The organism is Rhizobium sp. Root483D2 (assembly GCF_001426685.1).
In the GTDB taxonomy this organism is placed as follows: Bacteria; Pseudomonadota; Alphaproteobacteria; order Rhizobiales; family Rhizobiaceae; genus Pararhizobium; species Pararhizobium qamdonense.
The window spans coordinates 16375-34287 of sequence record NZ_LMFB01000018.1; the positions used below are offsets into that span (position 1 = coordinate 16375).

The window sequence follows — 17913 nt, forward strand, 5'->3', positions numbered from 1 at the left end:
AATGGCACCCACCTCATCGCCTGTTATTAACGGCCACGCCTATGATTATGTCGATCATGCCTATGACGTGATCGTCGTCGGCGCCGGCGGCGCCGGATTGCGCGCCACGCTCGGCATGGCCGAACAGGGCTTCAAGACGGCCTGCATCACCAAGGTTTTCCCGACGCGCTCGCACACGGTTGCAGCCCAGGGCGGTATCGCCGCATCGCTGACCAATATGACGCCGGATAGCTGGCAGTGGCATCTCTACGATACGGTCAAGGGTTCCGACTGGCTCGGCGATGTCGATGCCATGCAATACCTGACCATGGAAGCGCCAAAGGCCGTCTATGAGCTCGAACATTACGGCGTTCCGTTCTCGCGCAATGCCGAGGGCAAGATCTACCAGCGGCCGTTCGGCGGCCACATGCAAAATTACGGCGAAGGCCCGCCGGTACAGCGCACCTGCGCCGTTGCCGACCGCACCGGTCATGCCATTCTGCACACGCTCTATGGGCAGTCGCTGAAGAACAATGCCGAATTCTTCATCGAATATTTCGCGCTCGACCTGATCATGTCGGATGACGGCAGCCGCTGCACCGGCGTCGTCGCCTGGAATCTCGACGACGGTACGATCCATCGCTTCTCGGCCAAGATGGTCGTTCTCGCGACCGGCGGCTATGGCCGTTCCTATTTCTCGGCGACCTCCGCCCATACCTGCACCGGCGACGGTGGCGGCATGGTGGCGCGCGCCGGTCTGCCGCTGCAGGACATGGAATTCGTCCAATTCCACCCGACCGGCATTTACGGCTCAGGCTGCCTGATCACTGAAGGTGCGCGCGGCGAAGGCGGCTATCTCGTCAATTCCGAAGGCGAGCGCTTCATGGAACGCTATGCGCCGTCGGCCAAGGATCTGGCCTCGCGTGACGTCGTGTCGCGTTGCATGACGCTGGAAATCCGCGAAGGCCGCGGCGTCGGCAAGAACAAGGACCATATCTACCTGCATCTCGACCATCTCGACCCAGCCGTTCTGCACGAGCGCCTGCCGGGCATTTCCGAGAGCGCCAAGATCTTTGCCGGTGTCGATGTCACGCGCGAGCCGATCCCGGTCCTGCCGACCGTTCACTACAATATGGGCGGCATTCCGACCAATTATTGGGGTGAAGTCCTGAATGCCGACGGGGAAAATCCCGAACGCATCCTGCCCGGCCTGATGGCCGTCGGCGAAGCCGGCTGCGCCTCCGTGCACGGGGCAAACCGCCTCGGCTCCAACTCGCTGATCGACCTCGTGGTCTTCGGCCGTGCCGCTGCAATCCGTGCCGGCGAAGTCATCGACCGGGCGGCACCCATTCCGGCGATCAACGAAAAAGCCTGCGAAAAGATCATGACGCGCTTCGACAAGCTGCGTTTTGCCAATGGCTCGACGCCGACGGCCGTGCTGCGTGAAAAGATGCAGCGCACCATGCAGGACGACGCCGCCGTGTTCCGCACGCAGGAATCGCTGGAAAGCGGCTGTAAGCGGATGAGCGCGATCTGGCAGGAACTGAGCGACGTCAAGGTCACCGACCGCTCGATGATCTGGAATTCCGACCTGGTGGAAACGCTGGAACTGGAAAACCTGATGGCCAATGCCATCGTCACCGTCTATGGCGCCGAAGCCCGCAAGGAAAGCCGCGGCAGCCACGCACGCGAGGATTTCGTCGATGGCCCGTTTGGCGGCCGCGACGATATCAACTGGCGCAAGCATACGCTGTCCTGGGTGAACGAGGCCGGCGAAGTCAGGCTCGACTACCGCCCGGTTCATACCGAGCTTCTGGCCGAGGGCATCGATCCGAAAAAGATCGAGCCGAAGGCGCGTGTGTATTGAGGGTGTTTGTGGCAGGATAAAACAAGGACCAGATCCGCGAAGGACCCTGATATGGGTGAAATGAATATCAGAATTGAGGACGAACTGCGCACGAAGATAGAAGATTTGGCGAAGAGCAATGCACGTTCGCTCAACGCGGAAATTTCCGATCTTCTGACAAAAGCCGTCAACTATGAGCGCCGCCAGGAGAGCTTTGCCGACATAGCGCGAAGGATCGCTGCCATGACGCCGAAGGATGTGCCGCAAACCGGCAGCCTGGAGATGCTCAGAGAGGATCGCGATCGGTGATCCTCGTGGTTGATGCCTCCGTGGCCGTGATGTGGTTCATTAAGGAAGTGGGGCACGACAAAGCTTTGGCGCTTGCCGAACATGGGAACATCTTGATTGCCCCTGACCTTATCTTTCCCGAGGTCGGCAATGTTCTTAGACGGAAAGTGCGGCAGGGCCTGATATCGGAAACCCAGGCATCGATGGCGGTGCAGAGACTTCCGGATGCTTTTAGGCGGATCGTGCCGTGTGCGGATTTGATCGACAATGCCTTTTCCATGGCATCGCAGCTCGATCATTCGGTTTACGACGCGCTTTATCTGGCCTGTGCGATGGTGCAGCCGGATGGAAAGCTGGTCACGGTGGATGAAAAGTTCAGATCCAAGGCCACCGCTGCCGGGTACGGCGAGAAGATTTTGAATTTGGACGCAGCTTACGCGCTCGTCACGACGTCACAGGAAAACGACAATGGTTGAACTCGCTCTCCCCAAGAATTCGACGATGACCGAAGGCAAGGTTTGGCCGAAGCCGGCTGGTGCCACCAATACCCGCGAGTTCCGCATCTATCGCTGGAGCCCGGATGACGGCAAGAACCCGTCGATCGATACGTTCTATATCGATGTCGATGATTGCGGCCCGATGGTTCTGGATGCGCTGCTCTATATCAAGAACAAGATCGATCCGACGCTGACATTGCGCCGCTCCTGCCGTGAAGGCATTTGCGGGTCCTGCGCCATGAATATCGATGGCACCAATACGCTGGCCTGCACCAAGGGCATGGATGAGGTGAAGGGTACGGTGAAGGTCTACCCGCTGCCGCATATGCCTGTCGTCAAGGACCTGGTGCCGGATCTCACCAATTTCTACGCCCAGCACCGCTCGATCGAGCCCTGGCTGAAGACGGTCTCGCCGACGCCGGCTAAGGAATGGAAGCAGAGCCATGAGGACCGCCAGAAGCTTGACGGTCTCTACGAGTGCATTCTGTGCGCCTGCTGTTCCGCCTCGTGCCCCAGCTACTGGTGGAACGGCGACCGCTATCTCGGTCCGGCCGTGCTGCTGCAGGCCTATCGCTGGCTGATCGACAGCCGTGACGAGGCCAAGGGCGAGCGTCTCGACAATCTGGAAGATCCTTTCCGTCTTTATCGCTGCCATACGATCATGAATTGCGCCCAGACCTGTCCGAAAGGTTTGAACCCGGCCAAGGCGATCGGGGAAATCAAGAAGATGATGGTGGAACGGCGGGTTTGATAACGTCGGGATCGCGGGCAGGGCTTCCACCCCCCTCTGTCACTGCGTGACATCTCCCCCGCAAGGGGGGAGATTGTTCTTTTCCCGGGCTTGCCCCTTGAGGAGGAAATGTCGGCGTCGCCGACAAAGGGGGATGGCCGCATACGCTGACCGTGCTGGACGCTCAAAGTGCGCTCCAAGCGTCCGCTCCATCCGGCAACCTCGCGACGCACGGTTCCAACCGTTTCAATCATGCCACAGGTCTCAAAGATTCCGCCGCATCTTGATTTTAAAGTTAGTTTTAAGCTAATTCCGCCTATATTCCCCTGGACAAAGCGATAGCAGAGATGATCGGGAGCAAAAACATGCGGACAATACATGCGGTGGCGGGACTGGCCGTGGTGCTGGCGCTGGCTGGATGTCAGAGAACGTCCACGAGCGATTTCGGTGGAAACCCCGTTTCGCCGGCTCCCCTGCAGGCGCAGCCTGTGCCGACGGTATCGTCGGGCCAGCTGGCTGCACCCGGCGATACATCGCAGTTTCCGGCAGCGCCCGTCAGCGGCACGGCTGCGGTCGGTGGTGTCACGACACCCGGCGGCACCGAGGTTGCAGCGGCAGCCAATGCGCTTGACGTGACCAAGGAATCGATGGTCGGCAACTGGCGTGTTTCGAACGGCGGCAGTTCCTGCGACATGTTCTTGACGCTCACCAATCTCGGCAGCGGCTCGCGCGGCGGCACGCGCGGTTGCGCTGGCGAACTGACGGCGATGGGCTCCTGGGAAGTGGCCGGCAAGCAGGTCGTGCTGAAGGACCGCAACGGCAATCCGCTCGCCCGCCTGTTCAAGACGGCCGATGCCCGCTTTGACGGCTCGACGAATGGCGGCCAGCCGGTCAGCCTCAGCCGCTAATCCATCAGCCCAGCAGCCCGGCTCCAGCCGGGCTTTTTCTTGCCGTCGTTTCCGACATAGAACCGGTAAAGCGCGTGCCCAATCCACAAGACAGTATTTCGCGAAAACTCGAAGCCATGATCGCGGCGGGAACGCTGACGCGTGACCCCGCGCAACTTGTCATCGCCAAGCGCCTTGATCAGCTCTCCTCGGAACTGGCCGCCAGCCGCGCCCAGCGCAAGTCGAATGCGCTCGGCTGGTTGTTTGCCTCGCGCAAGACCGAGCAGCCGCCGTTAAAGGGGCTCTATCTCTATGGTGGCGTCGGGCGTGGCAAGACGATGCTGATGGACCTGTTTTTCGAGACGGTGCCGATCCAGCGCAAGCGGCGGGCGCATTTCCATGAATTCATGGCCGATGTGCACGAGCGCATCTTCAAGCACCGGCAGAAGTTGAAGAACGGCGAAACGCGCCAGGCCGATCCGATGCCGCCGGTGGCGGCGGAAATCCTGTCGGAGGCCCGGCTTTTGTGCTTCGACGAATTCTCCGTCACCGACATTGCCGATGCGATGATCCTGTCGCGGCTGTTCGGCGAGCTGTTTTCCAAGGGCTGCGTGCTGGTGGCGACATCCAATGTCGAGCCAGGCAATCTCTACAAGGATGGGCTGAACCGCGGGTTGTTCCTGCCGTTCATCGACCTGTTGAAGGCGCATGCGAACATCGTGCCGCTGGATACGGCGACGGATTACCGGCTGGCGAAGATCGAGGGTCTGCCGGTCTGGTCTTCGCCGCTCGGGCCGGAAGCGGATGCCGAGCTCGACAATGCCTGGAAGCTGGCAACGGCCGGGCTGACGGTCAATTCCGCCGAAGTTGCCTTCAAGGGCCGCAAGATCATCGTTCCCAAGGCTGCCGGCGAATGCGCGCGGTTTTCCTTTGCCGATCTCTGCGAGAAGCCGCTCGGGGCTGCGGATTATCTCGCCATTCTCTCGCAGTACCGGACGATCTTTGTCGAGCATATCCCGCATCTGGGGCCGGAGCGGCGCAATGAGACCAAGCGCTTCATCATGCTGATCGACACGATCTACGATCACGGCGCGCGGCTATTTGCCTCCGCAGCGGCGGCGCCGGTCGATCTGCTGACGGCGAAAAAAGGCACCGAAGGGTTCGAGTTTGACCGTACGGTATCGCGCCTGATCGAGCTTCAGAGCAAGGAATATGCCGCAAACCATGACGGCAATTCTGCTGTTTTGTGACACATTGACGACGCATTATATTACGTTTACGTAAGAATTTTATGATCTAACCGATTGAAATTGCTCTACGCAAAAGTATCGGTTGATATTTGAATTTTTGAAGTTTAATTCCTTGCGCCGAAGGTTTGCCATAGCTCGCGCTCGAGGCGCCACGTCAGGCCTTGTCAGATTTGGATCGCAAAGGAAGCACTTTCATGGCGCGCAACAAGATCGCACTTATTGGTTCTGGAATGATTGGTGGCACGCTGGCGCATCTCGCCGGCCTGAAAGAACTGGGCGACATCGTCCTGTTCGATATTGCCGACGGCATTCCGCAGGGCAAGGGTCTCGATATCGCTCAGTCCTCTCCCGTCGAAGGCTTCAATGCCAATCTCACGGGTGCCAGCGACTATTCCGCAATCGAGGGTGCGGATGTCTGCATCGTCACCGCCGGCGTTGCCCGCAAGCCCGGCATGAGCCGAGACGATCTGCTCGGCATCAACCTCAAGGTCATGGAACAGGTCGGCGCCGGCATCAAGAAATATGCCCCGAACGCCTTCGTCATCTGCATCACCAACCCGCTCGACGCGATGGTCTGGGCGCTGCAGAAGTTCTCCGGCCTGCCAAAGAACATGGTCGTCGGCATGGCCGGCGTGCTCGACAGCTCGCGCTTCCGCCTGTTCCTGAGCCAAGAATTCAACGTGTCTGTCCAGGACGTGACTGCCTTTGTTCTCGGCGGCCATGGCGACACGATGGTGCCGCTCGCCCGTTACTCGACCGTTGGCGGCATTCCGTTGACCGATCTGGTCAAGATGGGCTGGGTCACCAAGGAGCGCCTGGAAGAGATTATCCAGCGGACCCGTGACGGCGGCGCCGAAATCGTCGGTCTCCTGAAGACCGGTTCGGCTTACTACGCTCCGGCCGCATCGGCGATCGAAATGGCTGAATCCTTCCTCAAGGACAAGAAGCGCGTGCTTCCGGCTGCCGCCTATCTGTCGGGCCAGTACGGCGTCAAGGACATGTATGTCGGCGTTCCGACGATCATCGGTGCCGGCGGCATCGAGCGCATCATCGAAGTCGAATTCAACAAGGCCGAGCAGGAAGCCTTCGAAAAGTCGGTCGCTTCGGTGGCAAGCCTTTGCGAAGCCTGCGTCGCCATCGCTCCGAGCCTCAAGTAAGAGCGCTCCCGGTATTGCCATCAGGCTGAAACAGGAAATTTCCCGATGAACATTCATGAATATCAAGCCAAGGCTCTGTTGAAGACCTTTGGCGCACCGGTTGCGGAAGGTGTCGCCATCTTCTCGGCGGATGAAGCAGAAGCGGCGGCAAAGTCGCTTCCAGGCCCGCTCTACGTGGTCAAGAGCCAGATCCATGCTGGCGGCCGCGGCAAGGGCAAGTTCAAGGAACTCGGCCCGGATGCCAAGGGCGGCGTTCGCCTGGCGTTTTCCATCGACGAAGCCAAGGCGCATGCCAAGGAAATGATGGGCAACACGCTGGTGACAGCGCAGACCGGCGAAGCCGGCAAGCAGGTCAACCGTCTCTATATCGAAGACGGCGCCGACATTGCCCGCGAGCTTTACCTCTCGCTGCTCGTCGACCGCTCGGTCGGCCGCGTTGCCTTCGTGGTATCCACCGAAGGCGGCATGGACATCGAGGCTGTCGCCCATGACACGCCCGAGAAGATCCACACCATCGCCATCGATCCGGAAACGGGCGTGACGGATGCGGATGTTGCCGCGATCTCCAAGGCTCTGGAGCTTTCGGGCGCTGCTGCCGAAGATGCCAAGTCGCTGTTCCCGATCCTCTACAAGGCCTTCAACGAGAAGGACATGGCGCTGCTCGAGGTCAACCCGCTGATCGTCATGAAGAACGATCATCTGCGTGTTCTCGATGCCAAGATGTCGTTCGACGGCAATGCGATCTTCCGTCACGACGACGTCAAGGCGCTGCGCGACGAGACCGAAGAAGATGCCAAGGAAATCGAGGCCTCGAAGTGGGATCTCGCCTATGTGGCGCTCGATGGCAACATTGGCTGCATGGTCAATGGCGCAGGTCTTGCCATGGCAACGATGGACATCATCAAGCTGTACGGCAAGGAGCCGGCAAACTTCTGCGACGTTGGCGGTGGCGCCGGCAAGGAGAAGGTGGCTGCGGCCTTCAAGATCATCACGGCCGACCCCAAGGTCGAAGGCATTCTCGTCAACATCTTCGGCGGCATCATGAAATGTGACGTCATTGCCGAAGGCGTCGTCGCTGCCGTGCAGGAAGTCGGCCTCAAGGTTCCGCTCGTCGTGCGGCTTGAAGGCACCAATGTCGAGCTCGGCAAGAAGATCCTGAATGAATCGGGTCTCGCGATCACGGCGGCAGACGACTTGGACGATGCGGCCAAGAAGATCGTCGCTGCGATCAACGCCTAATTTGAAGGACCCGAACGTATGTCTATTCTCGTCAATAAAGACACAAAGGTCCTGGTTCAGGGCCTGACCGGCAAGACCGGCACATTCCACACCGAGCAGGCGCTTGCCTATTACGGCACGCAGATGGTCGGCGGTATCCACCCCAAGAAGGGTGGCGAAACCTGGACGGGTTCGAAGGGCGAAAGCCTGCCGATCTTCGCAACGGTTGCCGAAGCCAAGGAACGCACCGGCGCCGACGCGTCCGTGATCTACGTTCCGCCGGCGGGTGCTGCCGACGCGATCATCGAGGCGATCGAAGCCGAGATCCCGTTCATCACCTGCATCACCGAAGGCATTCCGGTCATGGACATGGTTCGCGTCAAGGCCCGCCTCGACCGTTCCAAGTCGCGTCTGCTCGGCCCCAACTGCCCGGGCATCCTGACGCCGGAAGAATGCAAGATCGGCATCATGCCGGGCTCGATCTTCCGCAAGGGTTCGGTCGGCATCGTCTCGCGCTCCGGCACGCTGACCTATGAGGCCGTGTTCCAGACCTCGAACGAAGGCCTTGGCCAGACGACGGCTGTCGGCATCGGCGGCGACCCGGTCAAGGGCACGGAATTCATTGACGTGCTGGAAATGTTCCTCGCTGACGACGCCACGACCTCGATCATCATGATCGGCGAAATCGGCGGCTCGGCTGAAGAAGATGCGGCACAGTTCCTGATCGACGAAGCGAGACAAGGCCGCAAGAAGCCGATGGCAGGCTTCATCGCCGGCCGGACGGCGCCGAAGGGCCGGACCATGGGCCATGCCGGTGCTGTCGTTTCCGGCGGCAAGGGCGATGCGGAATCGAAGATTTCGGCCATGGAAGCGGCTGGCATCAAGGTATCGCCTTCCCCGGCGCGCCTCGGCAAGACGCTGGTCGAAGTCCTCAAGGGCTGAGACAGACCATACCAAGACGTGACCGGGCTTCCCATTGCGGATGGCCCGGTCTGCACCATTTGAAGATGTGAAGGCGCATCAAGCGCTTTCGACAATGCGGTTTACTTTCGCAAATGCGGTTTACCGGGGCCAGCACCCGGCAGAGTTAACAAGTCAGGAGGCGGACGGACAGGTCCGCAGAGCACCATGGCACGGCAAGAAGCCAACGAGCAATTTCAGCTGACTTCGTTCCTTGATGGAGCGAATGCCGGCTATATCGATCAGCTCTATGCGCGCTACGAAAACGATCCCTCGTCGGTCTCCGGCGAGTGGCAGTCGTTCTTCAAGGCGCTGCAGGAGCAGCCGGAAGACGTGATCAAGGCCGCCAAGGGCGCTTCCTGGAAGAAGCCCAACTGGCCGATACCGGCGAGCGGCGACCTGGTCTCGGCGCTGGACGGCGACTGGGGTACGGTCGAAAAGGTCATCGAAAGGAAGGTGCAGGCGAAGGCAGAAGCCAAGGCCGTCGAAACCGGCGTTGCCGCAGCACCCGCCGACGTCCACCAATCGACCCGCGACAGCGTGCGCGCGATCATGCTGATCCGCGCCTACCGCATGCGCGGCCATCTGCATGCCAAGCTCGACCCGCTGGCGATTGCCGCTCCGGTCGACGATTATCATGAGCTGTCGCCGTCCAACTACGGTTTCGGCCCGGAAGACATGGACCGCCCGATCTTCATCGACAACGTGCTGGGCCTGGAATATGCCACCCTGCGCGAGATCGTCGATATTCTCGAGCGCACCTATTGCTCGACGCTCGGCGTTGAGTTCATGCATATTTCCGATCCGGAAATCAAAGGCTGGATCCAGGAGCGCATCGAAGGTGCGGACAAGGGTGTCGATTTCACGCCGGAAGGCAAGAAGGCCATCCTGCAGAAGCTGATCGAGGCCGAAGGTTTCGAGCAGTTCATCGACGTCAAGTACAAGGGCACCAAGCGCTTCGGCCTCGATGGCGGCGAATCGCTGATCCCGGCGCTCGAGCAGATCATCAAGCGCGGCGGCCAGGAAGGCCTGAAGGAAATCATCCTCGGCATGGCCCATCGCGGCCGTCTGAACGTCTTGACCAACGTCATGGGCAAGCCGCACCGCGCGGTGTTCCATGAGTTCAAGGGCGGCTCGGCTGCTCCCGACGATGTCGAAGGCTCCGGCGACGTAAAGTACCATCTGGGTGCTTCTTCAGACCGCGAGTTCGACGGCAACAAGGTGCATCTGTCGCTGACGGCCAACCCGTCGCATCTGGAAATCGTCAATCCTGTCGTCATGGGCAAGGCCCGCGCCAAGCAGGACCAGATGGCCAAGATCTTCGAAGGCGACGTCATTCCGTTGTCCGAGCGGGCGCAGGTCATGCCGCTTCTGCTGCATGGCGACGCGGCCTTCGCCGGCCAGGGTGTCACGGCTGAAATTCTCGGCCTGTCGGGTCTGCGCGGCCACCGCGTCGCCGGCACTGTGCATTTCATCATCAACAACCAGATCGGTTTCACCACCAATCCGGCGTTTTCGCGCTCGTCGCCCTATCCGTCCGACGTTGCCAAGATGATCGAAGCGCCGATCTTCCACGTCAATGGCGACGATCCGGAAGCGGTTGTCTATGCCGCCAAGATCGCCACCGAATACCGGATGAAGTATCACAAGCCTGTCGTCGTCGACATGTTCTGCTACCGCCGCTTCGGCCATAACGAGGGTGATGAGCCGTCGTTCACGCAGCCGAAGATGTACAAGGTGATCCGCGCCCACAAGACGGTTGTGCAGATCTATGGCGAACGCCTGATCGCAGAAGGCCTGATCTCCGAAGGCGAACTGGAAAAGATGCGTGCCGACTGGCGTGCGCGTCTGGAGCAGGAATTCGAGGCCGGACAGTCCTACAAACCGAACAAGGCCGACTGGCTTGATGGCGTCTGGTCGGGGCTTCGCGCTGCCGACAACCAGGATGAGCAGCGCCGCGGCAAGACCTCGGTGCCGATGAAGGTGCTGAAGGATGTCGGCCGCAAGCTGTCGGAAGTTCCGGCCGGCTTTGCCGCTCACAAGACCATCCAGCGCTTCATGGACGGCCGCGCCAACATGATCCAGACCGGTGAAGGCATCGACTGGGCGATGGCGGAAGCACTCGCATTCGGCACGCTCTGCGTTGAAGGCACCAAGATCCGTTTGTCGGGGCAGGATTGCGAACGCGGCACGTTCTCGCAGCGCCATTCGGTTCTCTACGATCAGGAAACCGAAGAACGCTACATCCCGCTTGCCAACCTTTCGCCGGCCCAGGCCCGTTACGAAGTCATCAACTCGATGCTTTCGGAAGAGGCGGTGCTCGGCTTCGAATACGGCTATTCGCTGGCCCGCCCGAATGCGCTGACGCTCTGGGAAGCCCAGTTCGGCGACTTCGCCAATGGTGCACAGGTCGTGTTCGACCAGTTCATCTCGTCGGGCGAACGCAAGTGGCTGCGCATGTCTGGCCTCGTCTGCCTGCTGCCGCACGGCTATGAAGGCCAGGGTCCGGAACATTCCTCGGCCCGGCTCGAACGCTGGCTGCAGATGTGCGCCGAAGACAATATGCAGGTGGCCAACGTCACGACGCCGGCCAACTATTTCCACATCCTGCGCCGTCAGACGAAACGCGACTTCCGCAAGCCGCTGATCATGATGACGCCGAAGTCGCTGCTGCGCCACAAGCGCGCCGTCTCTTCGCTGTCGGAAATGGCTGGCGAGACCTCGTTCCACCGTCTGCTTTGGGACGATGCCGAGGTCATCAAGGACGGTCCGATCAAGCTGCAGAAGGACGCCAAGATCCGCCGCGTCGTGCTGTGCACCGGCAAGGTCTATTACGATCTGCTGGAAGAGCGCGAAAAGCGCGGCATCGACGATGTCTACCTGCTGCGCGTCGAACAGCTCTACCCGTTCCCGGCCAAGGCGCTGATCAACGAACTCTCGCGCTTCCGCCATGCCGAAATGGTCTGGTGCCAGGAAGAGCCGAAGAACATGGGCGCCTGGTCGTTCATCGACCCCTATCTGGAATGGGTGCTTGCCCATATCGATGCCAAGTACCAGCGGGTGCGCTATACCGGCCGTCCGGCCGCTGCCTCGCCGGCAACGGGCCTGATGTCCAAGCATCTCGCCCAGCTTGCCGCATTCCTCGAAGACGCGCTTGGCGGCTGAAAAACGGGAGGCTGAAAGGCCTCCCTCATCTGCCTCACCAGAAACAGACACCCGATCAACGGACGACAAAAAATCATGGCCACAGAAATCCGCGTTCCCACTCTGGGCGAATCCGTCAGCGAAGCCACCATCGGCACCTGGTTCAAGAAGGTCGGCGATACCGTCAAGGCCGATGAGCCGCTGCTTGAACTCGAAACCGACAAGGTAACGATCGAAGTACCATCACCTGCCGCCGGCATATTGTCGGAAATCGTGGCTGCCGCCGGCGAGACCGTCGGCCTCGGCGCACTGCTCGGCAACATCACCGCAGGCGCTGCGGGTGCAGCACCCGCAGCGCCTGCTGCGGCTGAAAAGAAGGCGGCCGAGCCGGCGCCTGCCGCGCCTGCAGCCGCTGCTGCGGCACCCGCCGCAACGCCTGCCGCTTCCGCCATGCCGGCAGCACCGGCTGCTGCCAAGATGCTGGCTGAAAACAACCTTTCGGCTGAACAGGTCGATGGTTCGGGCAAGCGTGGCCAGGTTCTGAAGGGCGATGTCATCGCCGCCGTTGCCAAGGGCATTTCAGCACCTGCAGCCGTGTCCGAGCCGGTCAAGGCCGTGACGCGCGGCCCTTCGGCTGCCGAGGACGCACCGCGCGAAGAACGCGTCAAGATGACCCGTCTGCGCCAGACGATCGCCAAGCGCCTCAAGGATGCGCAGAACACGGCTGCGATGCTCACCACCTATAACGAGGTGGACATGAGCGCCGTCATGAGCCTGCGCACCAAGTACAAGGACATTTTCGAGAAGAAGCATGGCGTCAAGCTCGGCTTCATGGGCTTCTTCACCAAGGCGGTGACGCATGCCCTGAAGGAAATTCCGTCCGTCAACGCCGAGATCGACGGCACCGACATCATCTACAAGAACTTCTGCCATATCGGCATGGCCGTCGGCACCGACAAGGGCCTCGTCGTTCCCGTCATCCGCGATGCCGACACGTTGTCGATCGCCGAAGTCGAGAAGGATCTCGGCCGTCTCGCCAAGCTTGCCCGCGATGGTGCGCTCTCCATGGCCGACATGCAGGGCGGCACGTTCACCATCACCAATGGCGGCGTCTACGGTTCGCTGATGTCCTCACCGATCCTGAATGCGCCGCAGTCGGGCATTCTCGGCATGCACAAGATCCAGGACCGCCCGGTCGTGGTCGGCGGTCAGATCGTCATCCGTCCGATGATGTATCTGGCGCTCTCCTACGATCACCGGATCGTCGACGGCAAGGAAGCCGTGACCTTCCTGGTGCGCGTCAAGGAAAGCCTGGAAGATCCGGAACGTCTCGTTCTCGATCTGTAATTGGACGATCTTGGGGCTCAAGGCCCCTCATCCGGCCTGCCGGCCACCTTCTCCCCGCAGGCGGGGAGAAGGGACAAGCGGCAAACTCCGTCATCCCCTCTCCCCGCGAGCGGGGAGAGGGTTAGGGTGAGGGGCACTTCCCAACACGAGAGCCCAGCCGATCAAAAGGAATAGTCTTCAATGGACGCAGCAGTTCTGGCCGTATCGCCTTTCATTACGCTTCTCGCCTGGAGCGTGGTGCTGCTTTTGGTCCATATCGGGCTGCAGAGCATTCCCGCCACGCTGGAGCTGGGTTCGTCCTGGAACGCCGGCCCGCGTGACGATGGGCAAAAGCCGTCCGGCGTATTTGCCGGCCGTGCGGAACGGGCCTTCGCCAATTTCCGCGAAACCTACCCGGCCTTTATCGGTCTCACGCTATCGCTGGCCATTACCGGCGATCTCAGCGGCTGGGGACTGGTTGGCGCTTGGCTGTGGCTTGTCTGCCGGATCGTCTATATCCCGCTCTACCTCGCAGGCATTCCCTATATCCGCTCGCTCGTTTGGGTTGGATCGTTGATCGGCTTGCTCGTCATGACGGCCGTGCTTATCTTCTGACGGATATCGGAACCCGTAAACGACCGGAGACACCGCCGTGCATCCCCATCTGTTCGAACTTGCTTCCTTGATGGCGATTTTCTCCTTCGCCATTGTCTCGCCCGGTGCCGATCTTGCCATGGTCATGCGGCAGTCGATCGTCAACGGCCGCCGCTCCGCCGTCATCACGTCTTTTGGCGTCGGCACGTCGCTGATGTTTCATGTGACCTATACGATCCTCGGGCTCGGGCTGTTGATCTCGCAGTCGATCTACCTGTTCAACATCGTCAAATGGTGCGGTGTCGCCTATCTCCTTTATATCGGCATTAAGTCTCTGCGCGCCGGAAAGACTGACATGACCACGCAGGCTGACGGCATTGCGGCCAGCGAAAAGCGTCAATCCGGACTGAAAGCCTTTGGTCTCGGCTTTGCCGCCAATGCGCTCAATCCGAAGCCGGTGTTCTTCTTCCTGTCGATCTTCTCGACGGTGGTCAGCGCCCATACGCCGATCATGGTCAAGTTCGGCTATGGCCTGGTGATGGCAAGCTGCCTGATCCTCTGGTTCGTGGGCGTCAGCCTGTTCATGACGACGCCGAAGATGCGCGCCGCGTTTTCGCGTGCCAGCCAGTGGATCAACCGCGCCAGCGGTCTGGTCTTCATCGCGCTTGGCCTGAAGCTCGCCACCGAAAAGGCAGCCTGAGCATGCGCATTGCCGTTTCCGCATCGTTCTTGAGCGCATTGCTGGCGGTTTCGCCGGCAATGGCTGCCGATTGCCTGCAGGAGCGGGCCATTTACGGCGATGCGGACGGTGCCTATGAGCTGCGTTTCGAGCCGGTCGGCTCGACGAGTGCGGTCACCAGCAATCATTTCAAGGTCACGGTCGGCAAGACCGGCCTGGTGCTGGACGGCATCGTCATGCAGTCCGGTGAGCCCGAGCGCGCCAATGGCATGATCATGAACAATTGCCCGGAAGGCGATGTGACCGGCGACGATATCGCTGCCTGCACCGTCTGGCAGGGCGTTATCTATTCCGTCGGCGCCGACGGCAAGGTCGCTTCGCTGCCGGGCGAAGGTATTGCGGCTGCCTCACAGGTGCTTTTGCCCGATTTCGGCCCCTCGATACGCAATTCCGCGATCTGGGGCAAGGCGACGGTCGCGCCGTGGGACGCTCTCACCCTCAAGGGATGCGGCCAATGACGCGCGATGATGTGCCCGTTCTGCTGGTAACCGGCGGCAGCCGCGGCATCGGTGCGGCCATCTGCCGGTCGGCCGCAGCGCAGGGCTGGGCGGTTGCCGTCAACTATACCTCCAATCGTCCCGCCGCCGACGCGGTCGTGGCTGCAATCGAAGCGGATGGCGGTATGGCCATTGCCGTGGAAGGCGATGTCGGCACCCAGGCTGGGATCGATGGTATCTTTGCTGCGGTGGACAACGCGTTCGGCAGGCTCGACGGTCTGGTCAACAATGCCGGTATTGTCGATGTTCCCGTGCGGATCGATGAGATCACGGCGGAGCGGCTGGAGCGGATGCTGCGGATCAATGTCTCCGGTTCGATCCTGTGTGCCTCTGCCGCGATCCGGCGCATGTCGGTGCGTCATGGCGGCAAGGGCGGCGTCATCGTCAATATATCCTCGATGGCCGCCGTGCTCGGGTCCGCCGGGCAATATATCGATTATGCCGCCTCCAAGGGCGCAATCGATACATTCACGGTCGGGCTTGCGCGCGAGGTCGTCGCAGACGGCATTCGCGTCAATGCGGTGCGCCCCGGCGTCATCGATACGGATATCCACGCGTCCGGCGGGCTTCCCGACCGCGCCCGCGATCTTGGACCAACCATTCCCATGCAACGGCCGGGCACCGCGCAAGAGGTTGCCGACGCCGTTCTCTATCTGCTTTCGCCTTCGTCGTCCTATGTAACGGGCGCCATTCTCAACGTCAGCGGCGGACGCTAGCCGCTCTCAGGAAGGACTTTTCCATGGCTTATGATCTCATCGTTATCGGTACCGGCCCCGGCGGCTATGTCTGCGCCATCAAGGCGGCCCAGCTCGGCCTCAAGGTCGGCGTCATCGAGAAGCGCGCCACCTATGGCGGCACCTGCCTCAATATCGGCTGCATTCCATCCAAGGCGCTGCTGCATGCGTCAGAGGTCTTCCACCAGACCGGCCACGGCATCGATGTGCTCGGCGTCGAAGTCGCCGCGCCGAAGCTGAACCTGGAAAAGATGCTCGCCCACAAGGATGCGACCGTCAAATCCAATGTCGATGGCGTCGCCTTCCTGTTCAAGAAGAACAAGATCGATACGTTCCAGGGCACCGGCAAGGTGCTCGGCGAAGGCAAGGTCTCCGTCACCAGCGACACGGGTGAAGAGCAGATCATCGAGACCAAGAACGTTGTCATCGCGACAGGCTCCGATGTTGCCGGCATTCCCGGTGTCGAGGTCGATATCGATGAAAAGATCATCATTTCGTCCACCGGCGGTCTGGCGCTCGAAAAGGTCCCGGCCACCATGGTCGTGGTCGGCGGCGGCGTTATCGGGCTCGAACTCGGCTCGGTCTGGTCGCGTCTCGGCGCCAAGGTCACCGTGGTCGAATATCTCGATACCATCCTCGGCGGCATGGACGGCGAGGTTTCCAAGCAGTTCCAGCGTTTGCTGGTCAAGCAGGGCATCGATTTCAAGCTGGGTGCCAAGGTGACCGGCGTTGAAAAGTCCGATAAGGGCGCCAAGGTGACCTATGAGCCGGTCAAGGGCGGCGATGCCGCAACGATCGATGCCGATGTCGTCCTGATCGCCACCGGCCGCAAGCCGTTCACCGACGGTCTCGGCCTTGCCGAAGCCGGTGTCGTGCTGGACAAGCGCGGCCGCGTCGAAATCGATCATCATTTCCTCACCAACGTGCCCGGCATCTATGCGCTGGGTGACGTCGTGCGCGGCCCGATGCTGGCGCACAAGGCTGAGGATGAAGGTGTTGCCGTTGCCGAGATCATCGCCGGGCAGGCGGGTCACGTGAACTATGACGTCATCCCGAGCGTCGTCTATACCCAGCCGGAAGTCGCCTCCGTCGGCAAGACCGAGGAAGAGCTGAAGGCTGCCGGGATCGCCTACAAGGTCGGCAAGTTCCCGTTCACCGCGAATGGGCGCGCCCGCGCCATGCTGGCCACCGACGGCTTCGTGAAGATCCTGGCCGACAAGGACACCGACCGGGTTCTCGGCGGTCATATCGTCGGCTTCGGTGCCGGCGAAATGATCCACGAAATCACCGTTCTCATGGAATTCGGCGGCTCTTCGGAAGATCTCGGCCGCACCTGCCATGCGCATCCGACCATGTCGGAAGCGGTGAAGGAGGCAGCACTCGCCACCTTCTTCAAGCCGATCCATATGTAAGAAACCTTACATCGAAAACCGGAGGGGGCCGTGACAATCGGCCCCTTTGCGGCTCTGCCATGCGCGGTCTAGGATCGGCGTATTCAAGGAGTGCCGCCATGCCGCAACGTCCCCGCTCAGTTCCGGTCAGTTTCCCGCACCCGGCCTTGCCTTTGGCCGATTGGGCGGATTGTTACGAGCTTCTAGTCCCGGGACAGGCGACCACTGCGATCTCTGCCGCAAGACGGGCCTTGGGTGATTTTCCGGCCTGGGTCCGCGCCATGATGTGGCTGCGAAATGCTGTTGTCAGCCCCTTTGGCCTGAAGGGGCCGGGTGCCGGGGGAAAGCATGAGATGATCGGCTTCTTCCCCATCATCTCGCAATCCAGCGAACAGGCCGTGCTCGGCTTTGACGACACGCATCTGGATTTCCGCATCGTCGTCGATGTGCGCCAGGCGGGCGAACTTGCCCAGCGCGTCAGCGTCACGACGCTGGTGCGCCGCAAGATCCTGTTGGGTAAAATCTATATCGCCGTCATCACGCCGTTTCACCGGCTGATCGTCAAGACCATGCTGGCGCGGCTTGCCCGTCCTCTCGCTTCGATAAGCTGAGCCGGATATTCTTTTTCGCCGTCGATTCGCCCTTGTAAAGCCAAGGTTCAGCACCATTTTTCCTT

General features: G+C 60.9%; 17 protein-coding genes. All 17 read left to right on the top strand.

Annotation, left to right across the window (positions count from 1 at the left end; all coding sequences use genetic code 11):
• Position 1: 1 nt before the first annotated feature.
• The 17 genes from sdhA (at position 2) to ASD32_RS15865 (ending at position 17848) form a co-directional block, all read left to right on the top strand.
• Positions 2-1846, top strand: coding sequence for a succinate dehydrogenase flavoprotein subunit (sdhA, locus tag ASD32_RS15785; protein WP_060639012.1), 1845 nt, complete (start codon positions 2-4; stop codon positions 1844-1846).
• A gap of 51 nt (positions 1847-1897) precedes the next feature.
• Positions 1898-2134: an Arc family DNA-binding protein gene (locus ASD32_RS15790; RefSeq protein ID WP_060639013.1), complete on the top strand. Its 237-nt coding sequence runs from the start codon at positions 1898-1900 to the stop codon at positions 2132-2134.
• Entirely contained in the window at positions 2131-2589 is a 459-nt protein-coding gene (locus ASD32_RS15795) for a type II toxin-antitoxin system VapC family toxin (RefSeq protein WP_060639014.1), read from the top strand. The genes ASD32_RS15790 and ASD32_RS15795 overlap by 4 nt, the downstream gene beginning before the upstream one ends.
• The gene (locus ASD32_RS15800; RefSeq protein ID WP_037097354.1) at positions 2582-3361 is read left to right on the top strand and encodes a succinate dehydrogenase iron-sulfur subunit; all 780 of its coding nucleotides are present in this window, start codon (positions 2582-2584) and stop codon (positions 3359-3361) included. The genes ASD32_RS15795 and ASD32_RS15800 overlap by 8 nt, the downstream gene beginning before the upstream one ends.
• Positions 3362-3705: 344 nt before the next feature.
• Positions 3706-4248 (top strand): protease inhibitor Inh/omp19 family protein, encoded by a 543-nt coding sequence (locus tag ASD32_RS15805; RefSeq protein ID WP_060639094.1) that lies wholly within the window; start codon positions 3706-3708, stop codon positions 4246-4248.
• Positions 4249-4322: 74 nt separating this feature from the next.
• The gene (zapE, locus tag ASD32_RS15810) at positions 4323-5477 is read left to right on the top strand and encodes a cell division protein ZapE (protein WP_156383203.1); all 1155 of its coding nucleotides are present in this window, start codon (positions 4323-4325) and stop codon (positions 5475-5477) included.
• A 194-nt stretch (positions 5478-5671) separates the two neighbouring features.
• Positions 5672-6634: a malate dehydrogenase gene (mdh, locus tag ASD32_RS15815; RefSeq protein WP_060639016.1), complete on the top strand. Its 963-nt coding sequence runs from the start codon at positions 5672-5674 to the stop codon at positions 6632-6634.
• 45 nt (positions 6635-6679) lie between these two features.
• Positions 6680-7873, top strand: coding sequence for an ADP-forming succinate--CoA ligase subunit beta (sucC, locus tag ASD32_RS15820; protein WP_060502749.1), 1194 nt, complete (start codon positions 6680-6682; stop codon positions 7871-7873).
• Positions 7874-7891: 18 nt separating this feature from the next.
• Positions 7892-8794 (top strand): succinate--CoA ligase subunit alpha, encoded by a 903-nt coding sequence (gene sucD / locus ASD32_RS15825; protein WP_060639017.1) that lies wholly within the window; start codon positions 7892-7894, stop codon positions 8792-8794.
• Between the two features lie 186 nt (positions 8795-8980).
• On the top strand, positions 8981-11977 hold the full coding sequence (locus tag ASD32_RS15830; RefSeq protein ID WP_060639018.1) for a 2-oxoglutarate dehydrogenase E1 component: 2997 nt from the start codon (positions 8981-8983) through the stop codon (positions 11975-11977).
• A 75-nt stretch (positions 11978-12052) separates the two neighbouring features.
• On the top strand, positions 12053-13303 hold the full coding sequence (gene odhB, locus ASD32_RS15835) for a 2-oxoglutarate dehydrogenase complex dihydrolipoyllysine-residue succinyltransferase (RefSeq protein ID WP_060639019.1): 1251 nt from the start codon (positions 12053-12055) through the stop codon (positions 13301-13303).
• 180 nt (positions 13304-13483) lie between these two features.
• A complete protein-coding gene (locus ASD32_RS15840; RefSeq protein WP_060639020.1) occupies positions 13484-13897 on the top strand; it encodes an MAPEG family protein in 414 nt (137 codons plus the stop codon).
• A gap of 37 nt (positions 13898-13934) precedes the next feature.
• On the top strand, positions 13935-14576 hold the full coding sequence (locus ASD32_RS15845) for a LysE family transporter (RefSeq protein ID WP_060639021.1): 642 nt from the start codon (positions 13935-13937) through the stop codon (positions 14574-14576).
• A 2-nt stretch (positions 14577-14578) separates the two neighbouring features.
• Entirely contained in the window at positions 14579-15073 is a 495-nt protein-coding gene (locus tag ASD32_RS15850) for a hypothetical protein (protein WP_060639022.1), read from the top strand.
• Positions 15070-15828: an SDR family oxidoreductase gene (locus ASD32_RS15855; protein WP_060639023.1), complete on the top strand. Its 759-nt coding sequence runs from the start codon at positions 15070-15072 to the stop codon at positions 15826-15828. The genes ASD32_RS15850 and ASD32_RS15855 overlap by 4 nt, the downstream gene beginning before the upstream one ends.
• A gap of 23 nt (positions 15829-15851) precedes the next feature.
• Complete coding sequence (gene lpdA / locus ASD32_RS15860) at positions 15852-17258, top strand: dihydrolipoyl dehydrogenase (RefSeq protein WP_060639024.1); 1407 nt, start codon at positions 15852-15854, stop codon at positions 17256-17258.
• Positions 17259-17356: 98 nt separating this feature from the next.
• Positions 17357-17848, top strand: coding sequence for a DUF2867 domain-containing protein (locus ASD32_RS15865; protein ID WP_060639025.1), 492 nt, complete (start codon positions 17357-17359; stop codon positions 17846-17848).
• Positions 17849-17913: the final 65 nt, after the last annotated feature.

Excerpts from the sequence above, each read along its gene's own strand:
- ASD32_RS15800 (WP_037097354.1), top strand. The coding sequence starts at position 2,582 with ATGGTTGAACTCGCTCTCCCCAAGAATTCGACGATGACCGAAGGCAAG.
- ASD32_RS15830 (WP_060639018.1), top strand. The coding sequence starts at position 8,981 with ATGGCACGGCAAGAAGCCAACGAGCAATTTCAGCTGACTTCGTTCCTT.
- ASD32_RS15850 (WP_060639022.1), top strand. The coding sequence starts at position 14,579 with ATGCGCATTGCCGTTTCCGCATCGTTCTTGAGCGCATTGCTGGCGGTT.
- sucD (WP_060639017.1), top strand. The coding sequence starts at position 7,892 with ATGTCTATTCTCGTCAATAAAGACACAAAGGTCCTGGTTCAGGGCCTG.
- ASD32_RS15805 (WP_060639094.1), top strand. The coding sequence starts at position 3,706 with ATGCGGACAATACATGCGGTGGCGGGACTGGCCGTGGTGCTGGCGCTG.
- sucC (WP_060502749.1), top strand. The coding sequence starts at position 6,680 with ATGAACATTCATGAATATCAAGCCAAGGCTCTGTTGAAGACCTTTGGC.
- ASD32_RS15840 (WP_060639020.1), top strand. The coding sequence starts at position 13,484 with ATGGACGCAGCAGTTCTGGCCGTATCGCCTTTCATTACGCTTCTCGCC.
- sdhA (WP_060639012.1), top strand. The coding sequence starts at position 2 with ATGGCACCCACCTCATCGCCTGTTATTAACGGCCACGCCTATGATTAT.
- ASD32_RS15865 (WP_060639025.1), top strand. The coding sequence starts at position 17,357 with ATGCCGCAACGTCCCCGCTCAGTTCCGGTCAGTTTCCCGCACCCGGCC.
- ASD32_RS15855 (WP_060639023.1), top strand. The coding sequence starts at position 15,070 with ATGACGCGCGATGATGTGCCCGTTCTGCTGGTAACCGGCGGCAGCCGC.
- odhB (WP_060639019.1), top strand. The coding sequence starts at position 12,053 with ATGGCCACAGAAATCCGCGTTCCCACTCTGGGCGAATCCGTCAGCGAA.
- mdh (WP_060639016.1), top strand. The coding sequence starts at position 5,672 with ATGGCGCGCAACAAGATCGCACTTATTGGTTCTGGAATGATTGGTGGC.
- lpdA (WP_060639024.1), top strand. The coding sequence starts at position 15,852 with ATGGCTTATGATCTCATCGTTATCGGTACCGGCCCCGGCGGCTATGTC.
- ASD32_RS15790 (WP_060639013.1), top strand. The coding sequence starts at position 1,898 with ATGGGTGAAATGAATATCAGAATTGAGGACGAACTGCGCACGAAGATA.